The 21,186-nt window shown below is 38.0% G+C and carries 17 protein-coding genes, 1 other RNA gene and 1 pseudogene; 14 read left to right on the top strand and 5 right to left on the bottom strand.

The annotated features are described in order from the left end of the window. The first annotated feature begins 128 nt into the window (after positions 1–128). The 11 genes from NSQ71_RS11140 to NSQ71_RS11090 all read left to right on the top strand — a co-directional run bounded on the left by NSQ71_RS11140 (position 129) and on the right by NSQ71_RS11090 (position 12,724). Positions 129–2,411: a DEAD/DEAH box helicase gene (locus NSQ71_RS11140; RefSeq protein WP_340733953.1), complete on the top strand. Its 2,283-nt coding sequence runs from the start codon at positions 129–131 to the stop codon at positions 2,409–2,411. Continuing rightward, positions 2,402–3,661 (top strand): ribonuclease H-like domain-containing protein, encoded by a 1,260-nt coding sequence (locus tag NSQ71_RS11135; protein ID WP_340733952.1) that lies wholly within the window; start codon positions 2,402–2,404, stop codon positions 3,659–3,661. The genes NSQ71_RS11140 and NSQ71_RS11135 overlap by 10 nt, the downstream gene beginning before the upstream one ends. A 988-nt stretch (positions 3,662–4,649) precedes the next feature. Beyond that, on the top strand, positions 4,650–5,048 hold the full coding sequence (tnpA, locus tag NSQ71_RS11130; RefSeq protein ID WP_094245197.1) for an IS200/IS605 family transposase: 399 nt from the start codon (positions 4,650–4,652) through the stop codon (positions 5,046–5,048). 11 nt (positions 5,049–5,059) lie between these two features. Next, the gene (locus NSQ71_RS11125) at positions 5,060–6,172 is read left to right on the top strand and encodes an RNA-guided endonuclease InsQ/TnpB family protein (RefSeq protein WP_003353586.1); all 1,113 of its coding nucleotides are present in this window, start codon (positions 5,060–5,062) and stop codon (positions 6,170–6,172) included. A gap of 278 nt (positions 6,173–6,450) precedes the next feature. Continuing rightward, complete coding sequence (locus NSQ71_RS11120; RefSeq protein WP_063388536.1) at positions 6,451–6,678, top strand: CotD family spore coat protein; 228 nt, start codon at positions 6,451–6,453, stop codon at positions 6,676–6,678. 187 nt (positions 6,679–6,865) lie between these two features. After that, positions 6,866–7,165: a cell division regulator GpsB gene (gpsB, locus tag NSQ71_RS11115; protein WP_063388535.1), complete on the top strand. Its 300-nt coding sequence runs from the start codon at positions 6,866–6,868 to the stop codon at positions 7,163–7,165. Between the two features lie 65 nt (positions 7,166–7,230). After that, positions 7,231–7,606: RNase P RNA component class B (rnpB, locus tag NSQ71_RS11110), an RNA gene on the top strand. Between the two features lie 76 nt (positions 7,607–7,682). Next, positions 7,683–8,828: a THUMP domain-containing class I SAM-dependent RNA methyltransferase gene (locus NSQ71_RS11105; protein ID WP_340733951.1), complete on the top strand. Its 1,146-nt coding sequence runs from the start codon at positions 7,683–7,685 to the stop codon at positions 8,826–8,828. A 58-nt stretch (positions 8,829–8,886) separates the two neighbouring features. After that, the gene (locus tag NSQ71_RS11100; protein WP_157728005.1) at positions 8,887–9,060 is read left to right on the top strand and encodes a hypothetical protein; all 174 of its coding nucleotides are present in this window, start codon (positions 8,887–8,889) and stop codon (positions 9,058–9,060) included. A gap of 200 nt (positions 9,061–9,260) precedes the next feature. Continuing rightward, a complete protein-coding gene (locus NSQ71_RS11095) occupies positions 9,261–11,174 on the top strand; it encodes an ATP-dependent DNA helicase (protein WP_445684691.1) in 1,914 nt (637 codons plus the stop codon). Between the two features lie 26 nt (positions 11,175–11,200). Continuing rightward, complete coding sequence (locus tag NSQ71_RS11090) at positions 11,201–12,724, top strand: carboxypeptidase M32 (RefSeq protein WP_144597730.1); 1,524 nt, start codon at positions 11,201–11,203, stop codon at positions 12,722–12,724. A 113-nt stretch (positions 12,725–12,837) separates the two neighbouring features. Here NSQ71_RS11090 and NSQ71_RS11085 read toward each other — a convergent pair whose 3' ends face one another. Together NSQ71_RS11085 and NSQ71_RS11080 are read right to left on the bottom strand one after the other, a co-directional pair. Continuing rightward, positions 12,838–13,275: a hypothetical protein gene (locus NSQ71_RS11085; protein WP_339210564.1), complete on the bottom strand. Its 438-nt coding sequence runs from the start codon at positions 13,273–13,275 to the stop codon at positions 12,838–12,840. A 327-nt stretch (positions 13,276–13,602) separates the two neighbouring features. Then, a pseudogene (locus tag NSQ71_RS11080) lies at positions 13,603–13,857 on the bottom strand (IS110 family transposase); the annotation flags it as partial. Between the two features lie 139 nt (positions 13,858–13,996). Here NSQ71_RS11080 and NSQ71_RS11075 point away from each other — a divergent pair. Further along, positions 13,997–15,247 carry an IS4 family transposase gene (locus NSQ71_RS11075; RefSeq protein WP_340733408.1) on the top strand — a complete coding sequence of 417 codons (1,251 nt, stop codon included), beginning with the start codon at positions 13,997–13,999 and terminating at the stop codon, positions 15,245–15,247. A 131-nt stretch (positions 15,248–15,378) separates the two neighbouring features. On the opposite strand, the gene NSQ71_RS11070 is transcribed toward NSQ71_RS11075, so the two are convergent. From NSQ71_RS11070 to NSQ71_RS11060, 3 genes are all read right to left on the bottom strand, one after another. Continuing rightward, positions 15,379–16,377: an IS110 family transposase gene (locus tag NSQ71_RS11070; protein ID WP_340733950.1), complete on the bottom strand. Its 999-nt coding sequence runs from the start codon at positions 16,375–16,377 to the stop codon at positions 15,379–15,381. A gap of 146 nt (positions 16,378–16,523) precedes the next feature. Beyond that, on the bottom strand, positions 16,524–17,609 hold the full coding sequence (locus tag NSQ71_RS11065; protein ID WP_340733949.1) for a transposase: 1,086 nt from the start codon (positions 17,607–17,609) through the stop codon (positions 16,524–16,526). 157 nt (positions 17,610–17,766) lie between these two features. Further along, positions 17,767–18,672: a COX15/CtaA family protein gene (locus NSQ71_RS11060; protein ID WP_063388531.1), complete on the bottom strand. Its 906-nt coding sequence runs from the start codon at positions 18,670–18,672 to the stop codon at positions 17,767–17,769. 427 nt (positions 18,673–19,099) lie between these two features. Here NSQ71_RS11060 and cyoE point away from each other — a divergent pair, with 427 nt between their 5' ends. Both cyoE and coxB read left to right on the top strand, forming a co-directional pair. Continuing rightward, positions 19,100–19,972 carry a heme o synthase gene (gene cyoE / locus NSQ71_RS11055; protein ID WP_340734429.1) on the top strand — a complete coding sequence of 291 codons (873 nt, stop codon included), beginning with the start codon at positions 19,100–19,102 and terminating at the stop codon, positions 19,970–19,972. Between the two features lie 105 nt (positions 19,973–20,077). Next, positions 20,078–21,160: a cytochrome c oxidase subunit II gene (gene coxB / locus NSQ71_RS11050; protein ID WP_063388529.1), complete on the top strand. Its 1,083-nt coding sequence runs from the start codon at positions 20,078–20,080 to the stop codon at positions 21,158–21,160. Positions 21,161–21,186 lie beyond the last annotated feature (26 nt).

The raw sequence follows: 21,186 nt of genomic DNA, 5'->3' as shown, positions 1-21,186 counted from the left end.
TCTTTTTTTCACATTTATATGCAAAAGAGTTTCGAAAAGTTTATACGAAAGCTTCCAATGAAAACATGCTTTATTTACGAACGTTTATTCGTTAGAATAGATGTAGTGAATTCGAGGAGGAATGGGTCATGCTTGGGCGGAAACCTTTTGAAAAAGTCATCCATGATTTTAGACATGACGAGCGTTTTCGGGATCAGATTGTATATTGGCACACAATACCTGAAAAAGAAGCAATCACAGTTCCTTTTCCAGAAGATATGGATAACCGATTGAAGGAAATGTTGAAGAAAAAAGGAATTGAACAATTATACAGTCATCAAAAAGAAGCGTTTGAATTAGCGTTAAATCATCACAACATTGTCGCTGTAACCCCGACAGCGTCAGGAAAAACGTTGTGCTACAATTTGCCTGTTTTAAACGCAATATTAAAAAACAATAACACGAGAGCATTATATCTTTTTCCGACAAAGGCGCTAGCTCAGGATCAAAAAAGCGAACTGAATGAATGGATTGAAGGAATAAAAACGGAGATAAATTGCTATACATACGATGGAGATACTTCTCCAACGATCCGTCAAAAGATTCGAAAAGCTGGTCATATTGTTATGACAAATCCTGATATGCTGCATTCAGGCATTTTACCGCATCATACGAAATGGGTGTCGCTTTTTGAAAACTTAAAATATGTCGTCATCGATGAATTGCATACATATCGCGGAGTATTTGGAAGCCATGTTGCGAATGTAATCAGAAGGCTGAAGAGAATTTGCCGATTTTACGGAAGCGACGTTCAATTTATATGTACGTCGGCAACGATTGCAAATCCGTTGGAATTTGCTGAAACATTGATTGGAGAGAAAGCGGTTCTTATTGATCGAAACGGAGCCCCAAGAAGCAAAAAACATTTCATCTTTTACAATCCGCCTGTTGTTAACAAGCCTCTCAATATCCGCAGAAGCGCCATGATTGATGTAAAAGAGATTGCGAAAGAATTTTTAAAAAACGACATTCAAACGATTGTGTTTGCTAGAAGCCGGACAAGGGTTGAAATTATTTTAACGTATCTGCAAGAGATGACGAAAAAGGAATTGGGATCGAAAACGATACGCGGATATCGCGGAGGTTATTTGCCGAAGCAGCGAAGGGAAATTGAAAAAGGCCTTAGAGAGGGAAAAATTAAAGGTGTCGTCAGCACCAATGCTTTGGAGCTAGGGGTTGATATCGGTCAGCTGCAGGTTTGCATTATGACAGGATACCCCGGATCGATTGCCAGCGCGTGGCAGCAATCAGGCCGGGCGGGCAGAAGGGAAGAGGAAGCAGCAATTATTCTCGTCGGAGGATCGAGTCCATTAGATCAATATATTTTAAAGCATCCAGAATATTTGTTTGAAAAAAATCCGGAAAGTGCGATCATTCATCCAGATAACTTAATCATTCTCGTAGATCATATAAAATGTGCGGCGTTTGAGCTTCCATTTCAGTCAGGTGAAACGTTAGATGGGGTGGAGGTTGACGATATACTTGATTTTCTGAAAGAGGAAGGCGTTCTTTACGAAAACGGAGGCAGATGGTATTGGATGAGCGATTCGTTTCCTGCACATGGGATCAGCTTGCGTTCTGCTTCTCAAGAAAATGTCGTAATTATTGACACTACAAATGGCGCAAATGTCATCGGGGAAATGGACCGATTCAGCGCCATGACGATGCTTCATGAAGAAGCGATCTATTTGCATGAAGGAAGGCAATTTCAGGTTGAAAAGCTCGATTGGGAAGAAAAAAAAGCATATGTTTCTGAAGTCAATGTTGACTATTTTACGGATGCGAACCTAGCTGTTCAATTGAAGGTGCTTGAGGTGGATCAGGAAAAGGAAAGCAAGAGCATGGAGATTGGATTTGGTGATGTCATGGTGCTTGCCCAACCGACGATATTTAAAAAAATCAAATTTGGCACACATGAGAACATTGGTTCTGGTCCTATTCATCTGCCGGAGGAAGAGCTTCATACAACAGGTGCTTGGATTAGCTTTAAAAATGACGTTTTTTCTGTTTTATCGGAAGAACAAATGGAAAAAGCTTTAGTCGGCATCAGCCATGCTTTAAAATATGTGAGTGCTCTTGCAGCAATGTGCGATCCAAACGATCTTGACGTTGTATTTCAAGTGAAATCCATTCACAACGGAAAACCGACCATCTATTTGTATGACCGATATCCAGGCGGAGTCGGGCTGGCGAAGAAAGTATTTGATGAGTTTGAAAGCTTGCTTGAAAGAACGGAAGAAATGGTGACAAACTGTAAATGCGATGATGGCTGTCCTTCCTGCATCGGTCTTGATGGAGAATCGAGCGGAAGAAAGGTGGCGGCGCTTCGGCTGCTTCAATATATAAAGAAAGGACAGATTTTATGTCCATAAAACAAAAATTAAACAGATTAAAAAATCATATCGTTCATGAAGACGTATTGAAAAAGGAACAGGATATAGAGATTCCATACTTAAAACGCTGGGAAAGCGTTGGAGTCAAGCCGTTTTTCTTTGATGGCCAATATATTCTCATCCGTGAAGTAGAATATCCGCTCAATTATCGCCATGGATTGTATGAATTAAGCGAAGTAATTGATGTTGTAGATTACTGGAATGACAATGAAATGGAGCATCCGCTGTCAGCAAAAGGGCATAAACCTTATGAACTTTTCTTTTTCGATACGGAAACGACTGGTTTAAAGGGCGGAGCAGGCAATATGATCTTTTTACTTGGATTTGCGCGAATATTATTCGATAAAGTGGTGATCAAACAGCTTTTTTTGCCTGCTCCTGGCCATGAGGTTGCTTTATATCAACGGTTTTTAAGTGAAGTAAATATAAAAACATTAGTCACATACAATGGAAAAGCATTTGATTGGCCTCAAGTGAAAACGAGACATACTCTCATTCGCAATATGGTGCCGCAATTGCCTGAGTACGGCCATTTTGATTTATATCATGCAGCTAGACGTCTCTGGAAAAATAGATTGGAGTCGGTAAAATTATCAAATGTTGAAAAAGATATTTTGCAAGTGAACCGAAAGGAAGATACTCCCGGCTATTTAGCGCCGATCCTTTACCATCATTTTTTGAAAGACCCAAATCCTGATAGTGTGATCGGAATTTTTCAGCATAATGAGATGGATATTCTCTCCTTAATTTCACTTTATATTCATTTGTCAAAAAAGCTTTTGTTTCCCGATGACAACCATGATGATAAAGAACTGTTTGAAATGGCAAGATGGTTTCAAGCTCAAGGAAATGAAAAGCTTGCTTATTTTTCATATGCGAAAATAAACGAGCAGTCAAACAGCCTTCACCTCAAGGCGAAATTTGAAATGGCAATGCTGGCAAAACGAAACGGACGTTTGGATGAGGCAGTGAAACTATGGAGCGAAATTAAAAAACATGGACAAGGCTTTTTGAAAATAAAAGCTTTAGTCGAACTGGCCAAATTTTATGAGCATCATGAAAAAAATATTGATGCTGCATATATGGACACAAACGAAGCGATTCAAATTTTGAAACAGCTGGAAAGAATGGGAGTATCCAATCATTCAACACAAAAAGAAGAGCTGCTGAAAAGAATATGGAGGCTGGAAAAGAAAAAAAATAAGTTGGAAGATTTGGGAGAAAGATGAAACAATTACTCGATCACAACCGTCTAAATATAAGGATTTGTTAAAAGGAATAGATGCCGGCGGCAACATATTTTGGTATTATATACGAGAAAAAACGGCATCGCCTATTAGATGCTTTTTCTGTCAAATATAAAAAATTAAAGAGAAAGATTGACTAGCAAGACCTTCCATCGAACAAGAAGGTCTTTCTCTTGTGCGCCCGGCATGTACATGAACTATAGGGTGTAAGTCCCGAACCCCGAAGACAGAAGTAGAGGTTAGCCAAGAGCAAGGGTGTCCGTGGTGACGCGGAATCTGAAGGAAGCTGGAGGCAAAACACCGGTCCGAGGAACACGAACCTCATATAAGGCTAGGTATGATTGAGTGAGTTTGCAAAACAAAACAAAGCTCTTTCTGTCGAAGGTCATATCGAGTAAATGAGGCGGATAGATGGTGTGAAAGTGCATGTACTTACCCGGGGAGGTCTGGTGGATATGTGAAGTACGCTTCATAACCTACTTAGTGATAAGTAGCTGAACCGTCAGAAGTCAGCAGAGGTCATAGTATTAGTTGGTCTAGAACAACTAAGAAGGACCGAACAATTAAGAGAGAATAGCCCTTGGCATTCAGTGAGTCATGATGAACACAGAAAACGTAGTACCTCACTTGAGGGAGGAAGCGGTGAATCCCGTGGGAGATCTCTTGGAGGGTGGAGTGACCACTGGCATAAAGAGAACAGCTATTCACGGAAGTTATAAAGACTTGCGTCAATTATCTTAATGGAACCGCCGTATACGGAACCGTACGTACGGTGGTGTGAGAGGACGGGAGTTAATCGCTCCCTCCTACTCGATTCAAAAAATTTTAACGGATTTCCGAAAGAAGTCTCCCATCCTCAAGGAATGTGCAGGGCGTAGCCCAATGAGTAGGTGGGAGATGAATTTCGGTTGGCTTTAGCCAAAGGTTTTGATATAATCAGTCTTATATATAAAAAAGGATTGATATATCAATGAAATTGGATAGTAATAATCATTCAGTGTTCCTATTACATTATCATCTTGTATTAGTTGTAAAGTATCGCAGAGAAGTGTTCACCGATGAAATATCTGATTTTGCAAAAGATATGTTCATTGAGATCGGAAAAAAATACAACATTACTTTGACAGAGTGGAATCATGATAAGGATCATATCCACATCCTATTCAAAGCACATCCTAATTCTGAATTATCGAAGTTCATCAATACTTATAAGAGTGCAAGTTCTCGACTGATAAAGAAAAACTTTCCTCATATCCGAAAAAGACTATGGAAAGAGATGTTTTGGTCAAGAAGCTTTTGCCTGCTTACAACAGGCGGTGCACCAATAGAAGTCATAAAAAAATACATTGAAAATCAAGGTCAGAAGTGAGGTGATTTGATATGGCCAAACAAAACAAAGCCTTCAAATTTCGTTTGTATCCGAATAAAGAACAGAAAATCCAATTAGCCAAAACATTTGGTTGTGTTCGCTTTGTCTACAATAAGATGCTGGAAGAACGTAAGGAAACGTATGAGAAATTCAAAAACGATAAAGAAACGCTTAAACAACAAGCATTCCCGACACCAGCGAAATACAAAGATGAATTTCCATTCCTAAAAGAAGTGGATTCTTTAGCTTTAGCAAACGCACAGATCAATTTGCAAAATGCTTATAAGAACTTTTTTGAAGGTCGTGCGGAGTTTCCTAAATTCAAAAGCAAGAAAAATAAACAATCTTACACAACCAATATGGTCAACGGCAATATTAAGCTAGAAAATGGTCATATCAAACTACCAAAAATCAAAAAGCCAATGAAAATGAACCGACATAGAGAAATACCTGCTGATTATAAAATCAAATCTTGTACTATTTCTAAAACAAAGACAGGTAAATATTATATTTCGATTTTGACAGAATACGAGAAAGATATTCAGTCAGTAAAGATTCAAAAAGTAGTTGGCTTAGATTTTGCTATGGACGGTCTATATGTCGAGAGTGAACAGGGTGAGAAAGCCAATTACCCACGGTACTATCGACAAGCATTAGACAAACTGGCAAAAGCACAACGAATTCTTTCTCGCAGAAAAAAAGGTTCTGCACGTTGGGAAAAACAACGTTTGAAAGTAGCAAAGTTACAAGAGAAAATTGCCAATCAACGCAAGAATTTTCTTCACCATAAATCAAAAGAATTAGCATCAACCTATGACGCAGTTATCATTGAGGACTTAGACATGAAAGGAATGTCTCAAGCCCTCAATTTTGGAAAAAGTGTTCATGATAATGGCTGGGGTATGTTCACTACTTTCTTAGAATACAAGCTAAAAGAACAAGGGAAACAACTTGTAAAAATCGATAAGTGGTTCCCTTCTACTAAGAAATGTTCTTGTTGTGGCAAGGAAAAAGAAATGCCATTATCTAAACGTGTATATGAATGTTCTTGCGGTTTTGTATTAGATCGTGATCACAATTCAGCAATCAATATCAAAAATGAAGGATTACGCATATTAGCATAAAGAATAATAACTTTCGGAACGAGAGGGTAAGCTCGGTCAATTTCTTATCGTTAGATAGGATTACCCGAGAAGCCCCCACTTCAAGCGACCCGCAAGGGTGGTAAGTGGAGGGTAGTTCACTATAGTGCCTTAATCAATCGGTTATGAAGGAAATGCCTATACATGATAAATATCGCGCCTGCTTTTTTTTGAAAATAGGTATTTGAATTAGTACATGTACACTTTTATATTCATAGGCTAGTATTGTAAAAATAATAAAAAGGAAGGAGTTATATAATATGAAATGCAGACCGAACGTTCTTCAGCCGATTGTTCATCCGACGAAATGCTGCGTCAATCATACACATTCAACAACAATCGTTCCTCATATCCATCCAATTCATACAACAAATGTTAATCATCAAATGTATCAACATTTGCATTATTTCCCGCATACTCAATCTGCGGTAAATAACGTGTCACATCAACATTTTCAGTGCATGGGACCTGGTCCGTTTCCGAGATAATCTTTGAGAAGGGGCTGAGTAACCAGCTCCTTCCGTTTATAATCATTATTTTTAAACCTCTGAAGGCTTCATTTTTTCCCATAATAGGATGGAGACATGTTATTACCATAAAGAATAAATTGACATTAATCAGGAAGTTTGAAAAAATATAGCCTAGGAGGACTTCTGACGATTGAGGTGAACCGAGTTGATTTCAGATAAAATTAGATTAACGGCGAAAGAAATTTTGGAAAAAGAGTTTAAAACTTCGATGCGCGGTTATAAACAAGAAGAAGTTGATAAGTTTTTAGATATTATCATTAAAGATTACGAAACGTTTTACCAGGAGATCGAACAGTTGCGGCAGGAAAATATGCGGCTGAAAAAGCAGCTCGAAGAAGCATCGAAAAAACAACCGACGATGCAGGCGAATACAACGAACTTTGACATTTTGAAGCGTTTATCGAATTTAGAAAAACATGTATTTGGAAGCAAATTATATGAATAATGTTCATGGATGCCACTTGAATTTTTTATTCATTTTCACTATACTACATAATGCGGTTTAGCATAACGTTCGGGTAATCGCTGCAACGGATCATCCGTTGTAGAGGAAAGTCCATGCTCGCACGGTGCTGAGATGCCCGTAGTGTTCGTGCCTAGCGAAACCATAAGCTAGGGCAGCCTTTTCGGCTGACGGCGGGGAACGTGCCTAAGCTATTGATTAGTATGGCACTATTACCCTGAAAGTGCCACAGTGACGTAGTCTTGCGAGAAATCGCAAGAGTGGAACGCGGTAAACCCCACGAGCGAGAAACCCAAATGATGGTAGGGGCACCTTCTCTGAGGAAATGAACGAGGAGAAGGACAGAAGGGCTAAAACCCTTCTGTAGATAGATGATTACCACCCATGTACAAGCTGCATGGGGACAAAACATGGCTTACAGAACGTTATGGAATAAACCGCAATTTTTCGTGCTCTCCATTTGGAGAGCTTTTATTTTCTGAAAAAGACAGGTGAAAAAATGAGCAAACGGTTTACATTGATTGCAACAGCTGCAATGGGAATTGAAGCGATTGTTGCATCAGAAGTGCGCAATCTAGGATATACATGCAAAGTGGAAAACGGAAAAGTAACGTTTGAAGGCGATGAACTGGCGATTTGCCGAGCGAATTTATGGCTTAGAACGGCTGATCGAGTGAAATTAAAAGTGGCTGAATTTCCGGCGACGACATTTGAAGAACTGTTTGAAAAAACGAAAGCCATTGATTGGGCGGAATTTTTGCCTGAAAACGCTCAATTTCCTGTCATCGGAAAATCGGTGAAATCAAAACTGGCAAGTGTTTCTGACTGCCAGAAAATTGTGAAAAAAGCAATAGTTGAAAAATTGAAGCAGCAGTACCGAAAAACGACCGATTGGTTAGAAGAGACAGGGGCGGTTTACAAGATTGAGATCTCTTTACATAAAGACATTGCTACACTGACCATTGATACGAGCGGAGACGGCCTCCATAAACGAGGATATCGCGCTCGAAAAGGAAATGCCCCTTTAAAAGAAACGCTCGCTGCTGCACTTATTTTGCTAACGAATTGGACTCCTGACAGACCTTTCTTTGATCCATTTTGTGGTTCAGGTACGATTCCGATTGAAGCGGCGTTAATTGGGCAAAATATCGCGCCCGGCTTCAATAGAGATTTTATTTCAGAGCAATGGGACTGGATCGGCAAGGATGTATGGAGAAGGGCAAGAGAAGAAGCAGAGGATTTAGCTAAATATGATATTCGCCTCGACTGCATCGGGACGGACATTGATCATAAAATGATTGAGATTTCAAAAGAAAATGCCATGGAGGCCGGGCTTTCGGATGTCATTACTTTTAAACAAATGCAAGTTAAAGATTTACGTACAGTGAAGGAATTTGGGGTAATAGTCGGGAATCCACCGTATGGTGAGCGACTCGGAGAACGAGAAGAAGTGGAGCAATTATATAAGGAAATGGGGAAAACATTCTCGCTGTTAGATACTTGGTCGATTTACATTTTGACAAGCAATAAAAGCTTTGAACAGTTTTACGGAAAAAAGGCGACAAAAAAACGGAAACTTTTTAACGGGTTTATCGAAACGCACTATTATCAGTATTGGGGACCTAAACCGCCCAAAAAAGCATAAATAATACCAGCTCTGCATAAATTAAAATGGATAAAATTTATACGGGGTTGGTTGATTTATGACAAAGGAAGAATATGCGATTATTTCTCGCGCATTAAAAAATACGTATACTGCATTGGTAGAAAGAGGTTCAACAGAAAAAGCGCTCAGTCAAATCTTTGAAGCGGAAGGGCAATTGAAAAAGGCTATTTTTCACGGATCTCTTTCCGTTCGAGAGAAACGGCTTCCCTGAAAATGGGAAGTTTTTTCTGTTTTTAAATGATTTCGTTTCAACCGAGTCAATCGCTTATGCTTCAAACCTTACCGCTCGCTTCCTGCAAAAGCGAGGTTGACATGATTCTAATTGAATCGCGCGCTGCCAGAAAAGATATTGACGTTATGCGTAATAAGTGAAATAATTTTACTCTATGAATAATCACGGAGGTTGGAGTCATGATGTTTCAAGGTTTACCTTTCCCGCTGACAAAAAATGAAAGTTTTTATGAAGCGTTAAACAAATGGATCGGTGATGTTCTGTATGATATTTTGCCTGAAAAAGGCTTTGAATTGCGCGACGAACAAATTTTTATGGCTTTCCAGCTTGACAGAGCTTTTAAAGAAAAGAAAGTGATGTTTGCGGAAGCGGGAGTAGGGACAGGAAAAACGATTGTTTATTTGCTTTATGCGATTGCATATGCGCGATATACCGGAAGACCTGCCGTCATTGCCTGTGCGGACGAAGCTCTAATTGAACAGCTTGTCAAAAAACAAGGGGATATAAAAAAGCTTGAAGAAGCTCTAGGTCTAAAAGTGGATGTGCGATTGGCAAAATCGATGAACCAATATTTATGTTTGGACAAGCTTGAGGATTTGCTTGGAATGGACGATGATGAGGACTTTTTTGATCTTTATGAATCTCTCCCTGAATTCGTGCATGATCAGAGCGGATTGCAATCTTACTATCATTATGGAGACCGGAAGCAATACCCGTTTTTTTTCGATGAAAAATGGGAAAAAATCAGCTGGGATCCTTTTAAAAACTGTTTGTCATGCAGCAAAAGACATCGGTGCGGCTTAATTCTTTCCCGCGATTATTATCGGAAGGCGAAGGATTTAATCGTTTGCTCCCATGATTTTTATATGGAGCATATTTGGACGAAAGAATCCCGGAAACGTGAAGGACAGCTCCCGCTTCTCCCAGAGCACAGTTGCGTCGTGTTTGATGAAGGCCATTTATTAGAATTTGCGGCTCAAAAGGCACTTACGTATCAAGTGAAAAAAGAAACACTAGCAGCATATTTAGAAAAAATTTTAAAGAACAACATTCGTGAACAACTTGCTGAAATGGTCGAAGAAGCGCTTTTAGCGAACGATCATTTTTTTCATATGCTGTTTAAAAGTGCACATCAAAAGGAAGGCTCCAATCGGATGACAATCACGAGAACAGACGATTTGTTAGAAGCGGCCGGAAATTTGTACGAACGATTGAATCAGCTGTCTGAAGCTTTAGTTTTTGAAAGTGAACTATATACCATTGATGAATATAGCTTAAAGATTGTGGAAGAATACCTTGATCAAATGGAATTTTCTTTTCGCTTGTTTTTACAATTTGACAACACAATTACTTGGCTTGAACAAAACGTCGCGTCATCTTCTTTTGTGATCATGCCGCAAAGGATAGAAGATATTTTAAAAGAAAAAGTGTTTTCTCATAAAATACCTTATATCTTTTCATCAGCCACTTTATCGGATCAAAACGGATCGTTTGCTTATTTGGCGAATAGCCTTGGTATAAAAGATTATCTATCATTCTCCGTTTCCTCTCCTTTTGACTATGAAAAAAATATGAAAGTGTTTGTAAAAAAAGGTACGAGCGAGGAAAAATTGAACTGGACGGAATCTGTCATAAAATCAAACAAAGGGCGCACGTTAATTTTATGCAGAACGAAAGAGGAGCTGCTTTTCTTAAAAAAACATTTACCGCGCTTTTGGCATTCATGTTTATTTGAAGGAGATTATGAAATCAGCGAATTAGTGGCATCTTTTGAAAGAGATCCGGAAACCGTTTTGTGCGCTGTGCATTTATGGGAGGGGCTTGACGTTCCAGGACCGTCGCTTGAACATGTGATCATTTGGTCGCTGCCATTCCCGCCGGATGATCCTGTATTTGATGCGAAACGAAAATCCGCAACAGATCCTTTTTATGAAGTGGATCTTCCGTATATGATACTGCGGCTGAAGCAAGGGGTTGGACGCCTCCTTCGCACGAAAGATGACCATGGTACTGTAACGATTTTTATCAGCAAGGATGAGGGAGAAAATATTGTTTCGGAGGTCGTAAAAGCGTTGCCTGTCAAACCGAGCTGAAATATATTTTCAATTGGAAGAAGGGGATGATCAAAATGGGCTTAAAAGAAAAAGAACAAAAATTTTTCGATTACTTAAAGAAAATGGAAAGCTATGAAGAAGCATTAAATTTAATGTATTGGGATTTACGGACGGGTGCGCCGAAAAATGGATTGGAGCGGCGAGCTGAAACAATCGGCATTCTTTCTGAAGAGTGGTTCCAGATGTCCGTTTCAGATACTATGAAAGAGTTTCTTGATGAATTAACAGAAAAACATGTTTATGACAATCTCTCTTCGGTGACAAAGAAAGCTCTTCAGGAATGCAGAGAGGAGTATGAAAAAAACATTAAGATTCCGAAAGAGGAATATAAAGAATATGTCATTCTCCAATCAAAAAGCGAATCAGTTTGGGAAGAAGCGAAAGCAAATGCAGATTTCAATCAGTTTGCTCCGTATTTAGAAAAATTAATAGAATTCAATAAAAAGTTTATTTCCTATTGGGGCTATAAGGGACATAAATATAATACGCTCCTTCATTTGTATGAACCAGGAATAACTGTGGAGACGCTTGACAAGGTTTTTGCAGAGCTTAAAAAACATATCGTCCCATTAGTACAACAAATTGTACAATCATCAAAAAAAATCGACGTTTCGTTTTTGCACAAACCGTTTCCGAAAGAAAAACAGCGAAAGTTTTCCGAATATATTTTAAAGGAAATAGGCTACAATTTTGATGCCGGCCGCCTTGATGAAACCGTCCATCCTTTTGAAATTCGAATGAACCGGGGCGATGTTCGAATTACAACAAAGTATGATGAAACAGATTTTCGAACGGCCGTTTTCGGAACCATTCATGAAGCCGGACATGCGATTTATGAGCAAAACATAAATGAAGAACTGGAAGGAACTCCTCTTGCTGACGGCGCTTCAATGGGGATTCATGAATCTCAATCATTATTTTATGAAAATTTAATTGGGCGAAACTATCATTTCTGGAAGCGATATTACAACCAACTTAAAACGTATGCTCCAAACCAATTTACTGGGGTTTCTTTAAATGATTTTTACAGAGCGATCAATGAAGTTAAACCATCGCTGATCCGTATTGAAGCAGATGAATTGACATATTGTCTTCATATCATTGTACGCTATGAAATAGAAAAATTGCTGTTTGAAGGAAATTTGGATGTGTCTGATCTTCCAAAAGTTTGGAATGATAAATATAGCGAATATTTAGGTATTGCTCCAGATCATGATGGAAACGGGGTGCTTCAAGATGTTCATTGGGCGGGAGGAAGCTTTGGCTATTTCCCTTCATATGCTTTAGGATATATGTATGCAACGCAATTGATGCAAAAAATGGAGCAGGATCTTTCGAATGTTGAAGAACTTATTGAAAACGGAGAATTTCAGCAAATTCAAAGCTGGCTGACAAAACATGTTCATCTATATGGCAAAATGAAAAAACCGCTGGAAATATTAAAGGATGCGACTGGCGAATCGTTGAATCCGGCATATTTTATTCAGTATTTAGAAAAGAAATATAAAGACATTTACAGTCTTGATTAAAAGATTCGTTTGGAAAACTTTCCATCGTCAATCAGGGAAAAATTGTTTCGATTTTTAAAATGACATCCCACATTCTTAAAAAAAAACTTAGACGGCACAACCAACACAATAAATTAGTTGTGCCTTTTCCATTTCTCTTCAATAGTGTTTAAATATTCATTTGGTTCTTTTTTGAATCTTCTTTGTTTTATATGCTCACCAATACGTTGTTCCCATTTATTCGCTTCAGTTTTATATGCTGAATAATTAACATTTTTTATCATTTGTAGCCCTTCCTGTTCATTAGAGACATTTTCTACAAATACAATGTTTTCACCGTGTCGGATAATATATCGATTCCAAGTCCGACTACCTGTGATTCTTCGGTGTTTTTGCTTTATTCTTCTAAAAAAGAGTTCTAAATCATTATTCGTTCTCGGTATAAGTGGATAATCATAAAAGGTGAAAAGTCCTTTCCAAAATCCTTTACTATACTTTAATAGGTTCTCTACAAACGGTTGATCTTCTTTCCGATTGAGCTCTTTTTCCATTTGGTTTAAATATTGCTTCAATCTGTTTTCGACCCAAAAACTTGTTTTATTCTCAGAAGGTTCCATAATGGTGGCAATCCTTTTAAATCGTGTATCCCAACGTTTTACGAGTTGATAATCTTCCTTATAGTTATCCACATTTCTGACTATTCTGAACAACTTTTCAAGTAGAGGAGTCCCCTTTCTTACCTCTAGTCAAGTATTTTTTATTAAATAATTTGGTTAATATAGATTTTATTTTGGAAGGAAGGGGGACCCCTTCCTTCCAAAATAAATTTTCGCATGACAAATAGACCTCACGATTTCCATTTTTTTCGTCAGGTCTTTGTGATATAATCTTACTTACGATTACTGATGCATTGTTGCCTTTTCGTAATCGTATTTCAGATTATGTGTGATAAGGTGATAAGCCGATTTCAAGAACTTATTCACGCATGCTATGGACGCAACTTTATGAGGTTTCCTCTGGGGTTGCGTTTTTAATTTATCATAATAATCTACAATATGATTTTGTGTGTTTTTCCGTAGTTGGATCATGGTCTGGATCATGTAAAATAGAATCTTTCTAAGTTTGTTATTTCCTCTTTTATTAATCTTGTCTTTATCAGTAGCATTGCATTAAGTTAATTTTAATTTGTCAAGCCCAATTTTATGTTAAATTTCATCTTTTTGGATATAAAAAAACTCCTTATAATTAGGATTGGCAGTCCTATCCAAATCCTAAGAATAAGGAGAAACCATTATGGATAAGAATACCACAGAATCCACAATAAATGAACTATTTAAAGAGATCGATCCAATAACTTTTTCAAAACTAATTAATGTGATTGACGTTGACAAATACATTAAAAAATTAACAGCGTATAAGTTTTTACAACTTTGTATCATCGCTCAGATAAATGAATTGGAAAGCTTAACAAAATTGGCCAAACATTTGAAAGACAAGGAAGAGTTGCAGACATATCTGGAATTTGATGCAATTAGTACTTCGCAACTTTCTCGCAAATTAGGCCAATTATCCCCTCAACTGTTTGAAAAAGTATTTAAATATCTGGTCTTAAAGATCCAAGGGCAAATGAAAAATGCCCCGATCATCCGAAACATTGGTCGTCTTCTGGTCATTGATTCTACCACGATGAGCATGAGTTTGAGCCAATATCCATGGGCAACTTTTCGTAAGACAAAGGCTGGTGTTCGACTCCATTTAAAGGTTGTTGTAACGAAGGATATCACTGTTCCGGATCAAGGGATTATCTTACCCGCGAAACATGCCGATCGCACACAGATGGACGAACTCATTGAAATCGATCCAAATGCGATTTACTTGTTTGATCGAGGGTATGTCGATTACAAACAGTTCGACCGCTTATGCCGAGAAGGGGTGCGATTCATTACCCGGCTTAAAAAGAACGCAGAGATTGAAGTTTTATCGGAACGGATTCCCAATCCAGAACGTTTGATTTATAGGGATCAGATTGTCATTTTAGGAAATGACCGTAATCATACCAAAATGACTCATCCTCTCCGATTGATCGAAACGGTCGACAGCGAAGGGAATCCCGTGATCATCATAACCAATTGCTTTGATCTTTCTGCGGAAGAGATTGCAGATTTATACCGATATCGCTGGAAGATAGAGACCTTCTTTAAATGGATGAAACAGCACCTTAAGATAAAAAGATTTTATGGAAAAAGTCAAAATGCCGTTTACAATCAAATTTGGATCGCCCTAATCACCTATTGCTTACAGGCCATGCTCCAATTAAAAGTGAATCACGATGGTCCTTTATTAGAGATCAAGCGAACTTTACAGAATCTGCTTTTTAAAGGTTTTGACTGTTTTGTTCGCTCCCTTTTTAAAAAGCCAATTCGAACGTCCAACGGTCGGAAAAAATACGATTGGGAAAAAGATTTTGAAACCATCGTGTACCAATTTGAAGAAGGGGAGGTGGAACACCTAGACGATTTAGTTTATGATCCAATGTTTCTGTAATATATTGCCAAATTGTGGAAGTGGACTGCCGATTAAGACGTCATTGTCCTTTTAAGCTTGCTTAGAAAGATTGTATGTCTGAATATTCAGTTACATGAAATAACTGGAATTTTTATTGAGCTTGACAAACATTAAATTTTTTTATGCAACGCTACTGTGTCTTTATAAAAGGTATTCCCAGATTGATATCTCATAATATCAATACCGACGTAAGCATTCAGTTGTTTATGGTTTTTGAATCGTCGAATATCTCCTAATTCTCCAATTAAACGAACTGCAGTCGTTTCTCCGATTCCTGGAAATGAAATTAAAATCTGATACTCTTGTTTATCTTTCGATAATTTAACCATCTTTTGGACAAGTTGATCTCTTTTCTCCTTCAAGTCTGCAATCCGTTTGGCATAATCCCGCACTTGTTCACAGCGAATATCATCTTTTGAAATTGCTGGATACGCTTCTTTTGCTGCTTCGATTAAAGCGATCCCTTTTTCTTCAGCACGTGCCAATGATAAGTTTTTTCTTGTGTTGGCTTTTAAACGATTACGAATCACTGTTTTTGAACAAACTAACACATGATCCGGATGAGGGTATAATTGAACGACATTCAAAAATAAAGCAGAACGTTTACTGAATAGCTTTTCTAACTCGGGAAAACTCAATTGTAGAATCGCATGTAAACGACTATATAAATGCGTCATTTCACTACTTAATTCATCATAATATCTCGTCATTGCACGCATTTGTTTATAATATTCCCCTTCTTGATAAGTTTGTTCACGTTCAACTCTAAAGTGAGTTTTCGCAAGTTCATGAGCGTCGCTTTTATCTGTTTTTTGTCTCCTCATTGAAGCCATTTGAATATTCGCTTCGAGTGGGTTAACTCGATAATACATATAACCTTGATCACCTAAGAATCGTTCTAGTGGTTTTGAATATACGCCTGTTGCTTCAAAGACAATATCAGGTGCCTGTGCATCTTTTTGTGTTAAAGATATAAGGGTTTCGTTTAATTTCTCGAAAGAGTAGCGGTTATGGGTTATTTCACCCTCATATTCGCATTGACGATAACGGTCATAAATGACCATTGTACTTTTCCCCATACTGACATCAAATGCCACTACGTGTTTCATATTTTCTGCCTCTCCTTTTTAGCCAAACATAGAAGTTCTTCACATTGCCTTATTGATTCCATTTTCTTATACACGGTCTCTTCGGACCCAACATACTAAACTGATTCAAATAAGGATGTGAAGTTGGTCTGTTTTTAATACGGACTCTATTTGGTCCCAGGGGATGTTCGACCTTCCTTCACTTCTACTATAAAAAAATAGTAGCACAAACCTTGGCCTAGGTCTGTACTACTAATGTTAGTATGTTTTTTATCCAGGCATTTTTCAATCGAATCTTTAATCGCATTCGTTCGTTCAAAAACACAAGTGCCTGGTAATTCGAATGGTGGCTTACCATCTTCTAGAAGAACGGATCGAATAGCCGCAATATAGTCACTTGCTACCTCTTCTTCTATGTTTTTAGATGGAGAATTTTCAATTTTTCTTTCAACTTCCCTTATTCCCCTTAGCTTCTTTTTGATATTCGTTTTTAGTTTTCTATCTTTTTCAACTAATGGTTTGGCTATGTCTTTAAAGTAATGAAACTGACAATATTGATACGGAATATCTGGAGCTATTTGTTCAATTGCTAAACGAATGGATTGTTGCCCATCACTGATAAAACCTTGGATTGGATAACCCCAGTCTAAAATGGGTTGAATAATACCTATCAGTTCTTGAGAAGCACTGCTTTTTAAATTATGTGCAGCTAAAATAGTACCACTAAGAACTTCACGGATGACATACAATGTTTCGTTACCTTTTTCGGGTTGGACACCATCAATAGATAAGACAAGTCCTCCATGTTCTTTCACAATATTTTCTAATGTCTCTTTCATATTTTCTTTAACGCTTGCCCGCAGTAATAACGCATATCTTTCATAAAGTTTCTGTACTTGCCTCTCAGAAATTTTTACTTCTTTTTCCGATAAGATAGTAGCTATCTCAGATCGAGTCTTATGTTCTTTAAACCGTAAATATCCGATATATGCGATGACATCCATTCCATAAGTAATGTGCTTCATACTTAATTGTTCGGCTTCAGCTGAACGATATACGGTGTCATTAGAACAGGAGTTATTCTCACATCGGTATCCTAGATTTATGATTTTAAATTCACCTTTTAGGGTAGAAATTGTTTTTCTCCAAACAGGGTGACAGTATACTAATTTATTACCACATTCTGGACAATTAGTTATCTCGGGTCTAAAATATTTTGATTCGATTGGATTTAATCTATTTTTGGTACGCATAAATAATCACCAACTTAAATAAAATTCAGGTCTATTATAACCTAAATTTAATGTTAGTGTTATTTATTCCGTCTAAGAAAAAAATAAAAGATGGCGGATATCAGCTCTTTCGCCGATTTCCGCCATCATCAATTCTAAAGGCTTTAGACAGAGCCTTTTAATCATTCGAAGCTTTTGCCCGGCCTGCAAGAAGAACAAAATAGCACAACAGCCCGAACAAGCAGGAAATAAATAAAGCATGTGCCAAGGCAAGATAAAGATTTAAATCAGACAAGATCACGGATATGCCGGATAATGCTTGGAGAAGAATGAGAATGAAAGCTATAATCCAACCCCAATACATCACTTTTTGATCTTTATAATGTTTTATCGCATGAATAGTGGCAACCGCAATCCAAATAAACAGCAAGCCTGCTGCAAAGCGGTGGCCCATTTGCACCCATTCATGGACGGTTTGCGGGAACAAGCGATTTTCGCTGCAAAAAGGAATGCTTGGACAAGCTAGACTTGCGCCTTTATGCCGAACATATGCACCTGTGTAAATGACAATATAACTGTAAGTAATAATGCCATAAATATGAAATCGCATTTTTTTCCCAATGACAGCATTATCTGCGTCAAATTTTTTATCAACTTCAAAAATCAGCAGAGTAAGCAGCAAAACAGCTGCAAATGAAATGAGGGAAATTCCAAAATGAAGTGCAAGAACGGCATCGGATTGCCCCCATACGACAGCTGCAGCACCGATTAGCGCCTGCAAAACAATAAAAAAGATGGCCAGAAAACAAAGCAGCTTTGTTTCTTTTTTATGCCCGATCGCTTTCCAAGCCCAAATAACAAGACATAAAACAAGGATTCCTGCAATTCCGCTCACAAGTCGGTGTGAAAGTTCAATGATTGTTTCTAATGTCAAAGGGTCTGGAAGAACTTTTCCGTGGCAAAGCGGCCAAGACCGGCCGCATCCTTGAGATGATCCTGTTTTTGTTACGAGTGCTCCGCCAATTAAAACGAATAGCATGACGATTGTTGTCACGACGCCAAGCCATTTTAATAAATAGTGCATGTCTCATTCACCTTCTAACATCTTTAATAAGTTTAAAAAGCCGAAAGAAACTCCATAATGGGTATAGAAACATCAAACTTCGAAACAAATAGTTTCTTGTAGAATCAGAAAAAGCTTGAATATTCAAAAGGAGTTTGCTAGAAATATTATGGGGAAGGCATTTTGCCGAAACGTTCGACCAACTATTATTATAATCGGAAAATATTTTATTTTTAACCGCTTCACAATTTCGACAAACTTTATTCGCGAAATGTACACAAAAAATTGACGAATTATGGTTTAATACTATATGAATGCTTTTTTGTCTCGTGTTTTTTTTATATGATAGAGGCAAACGCTAAATGGTCTCAGATAGGAGGCCGTCCCAGAGGAGGTCATTCAATTGGGTAATACAAGGGGCGAAGTTGTTTTAAACGATCGGCAAGAAATAGAAGTGGCAACTTCCGCTTGGAAAGATTTTTTTTCATTAATTAAAATCGGAATCGTCAACTCCAATTTAATCACCACTTTTACCGGAATATGGTTGGCATTATATTTCAGCGGTAAAGGTTTTCTTGAAAATATAGATATTGTTGTGTTTACATTGCTTGGAACAGCAGCTATTATTGCTGGATCTTGCGCAATCAACAATTTTTATGACAGAGATATTGACCATGTAATGGAAAGAACAAGATTACGCCCAACCGTAACGGGCCGTATAAGCTCGTTTCAAGTATTGCTGCTGGGGACCGGCTTCATTTCCATTGGAACGATTTTGCTTCTAATGGTTTCTGTTTCCGCAGCCGTCATTGGTTTGTTAGGCGTGTTTTCCTACATAGTGCTATACACGATGTGGACAAAACGCCAATATACGATCAATACGGTAGTCGGCAGCATCGCTGGAGCTGTTCCGCCGCTGATTGGATGGGCTGCAGTTGATGATTTAAATATCATTGCATGGATTTTATTTCTAATCATGTTTATTTGGCAGCCGCCTCATTTCTTGGCACTTGCGATGAAGCGTTCGGAAGAATACCGTAAAGCTGGAATTCCGATGCTTCCAGTTGTTCATGGCTTTGAGGTGACGAAAAGACAAATCATTGTTTGGGTTGCCTGCTTGCTGCCCCTTCCTTTTTATTTGTTTAGCCTAGGCATTGGCTTCATCGTTTTGGCTACTGTATTGAACATTATTTGGTTGATTTTGTCATTAATTGGACTGAAAATGAAAAATGATTTAAAATGGTCTAAGTGGATGTTTATCTATTCAATTAACTATTTAACCATTTTGTTTGTGGCTATGGTTGCCTTTTCAATAATTTAACGTTCGGTAGTAATTCTTTCTAGATAAGAATTTATTCATAGAAGGAATTCTTCATTTTTTCTTTATGAACAGGATTTAACAAAGAAAGAGGGGTTTGATTTAGCGATGAAAAAGCTGAAATGGCGTCTTTTGTTACTACTTTCAGTCATGACGCTCGTATTGTCAGGCTGCGGCGAACCGTTTATTTCCACGCTGATTCCAGCTGGAGAAGTTGCCGATGAACAATTTTCGCTCATGATGTTGAGTACGGCAATCATGGTGATTGTTGTTGCAGTCGTAACGATTATTTTTATTTATGTCTTAATGAAATTCCGCCGGAAAGGAAGCGATAAAATTCCGGTACAAGTGGAAGGAAGCCATAAGCTTGAAATCATTTGGACTGTTATTCCTATATTATTGCTGATTGTATTGGCAGTTCCGGTAGTTGCTTCCACCTTTAATTTGGCGGATACCGACCCAATGAAAAAAGCGTTGGCAGACGATAAAAATGGAGGAAAAGATCCTCTTGTTGTCAATGTAAGAGCAAGTTTGTATTGGTGGGAATTTGAATATCCTGGCTATGGAGTCATTACAAGCCAAGATTTAGTCTTGCCGACTGATGAAAAAGTTTATTTTAACTTAAAAGCATCAGATGTGAAGCACTCATTCTGGATTCCTCCAGTTGGTGGTAAAATCGATACAAACACAGATAATGAGAACCAGTTCTGGTTAAAAATTGATTCAAAACGTGCGAAGGAAGCTGAAAACATTTTTTACGGGAAATGTGCTGAATTATGCGGACCATCTCACGCGTTGATGGACTTTAAAGTGAAGGCGGTTTCCCGAGATGAATTTAATTCTTGGATTAATAAAATGAAAAATTTCAAAGCTGAAACTGTTGCTCAAACAGCGTCTGCAAAACAGGGAGAACAAGTGTTCAAAGATAAAGGCTGTATCGGCTGCCATGCAGTATCACCAGCTGATAACCGACCTGAACAAGCACGAACGGCACCTAACTTAGCTAACTTTGCTGATCGTGAACGAGTAGCCGGCATCTTGGAGCACAATGAAGAAAATATTAAAAACTGGTTGAAAGATCCTGAAAAATATAAACCTGGCAACACAATGACAGGCACATACGGTAAGTTGACTGAAGAGGAACTTCAAGCATTAACAGATTATTTACAAAGCCTATCAGTTGAAAAGTAATGCTCACTAATTATAAAAGGGAGGTT

This window comes from Aeribacillus sp. FSL M8-0235 (genome assembly GCF_038000355.1).
Lineage (GTDB): Bacteria > Bacillota > Bacilli > Bacillales > Aeribacillaceae > Aeribacillus > Aeribacillus composti.
This window is presented reverse-complemented; position numbering and strand designations above follow the sequence as displayed.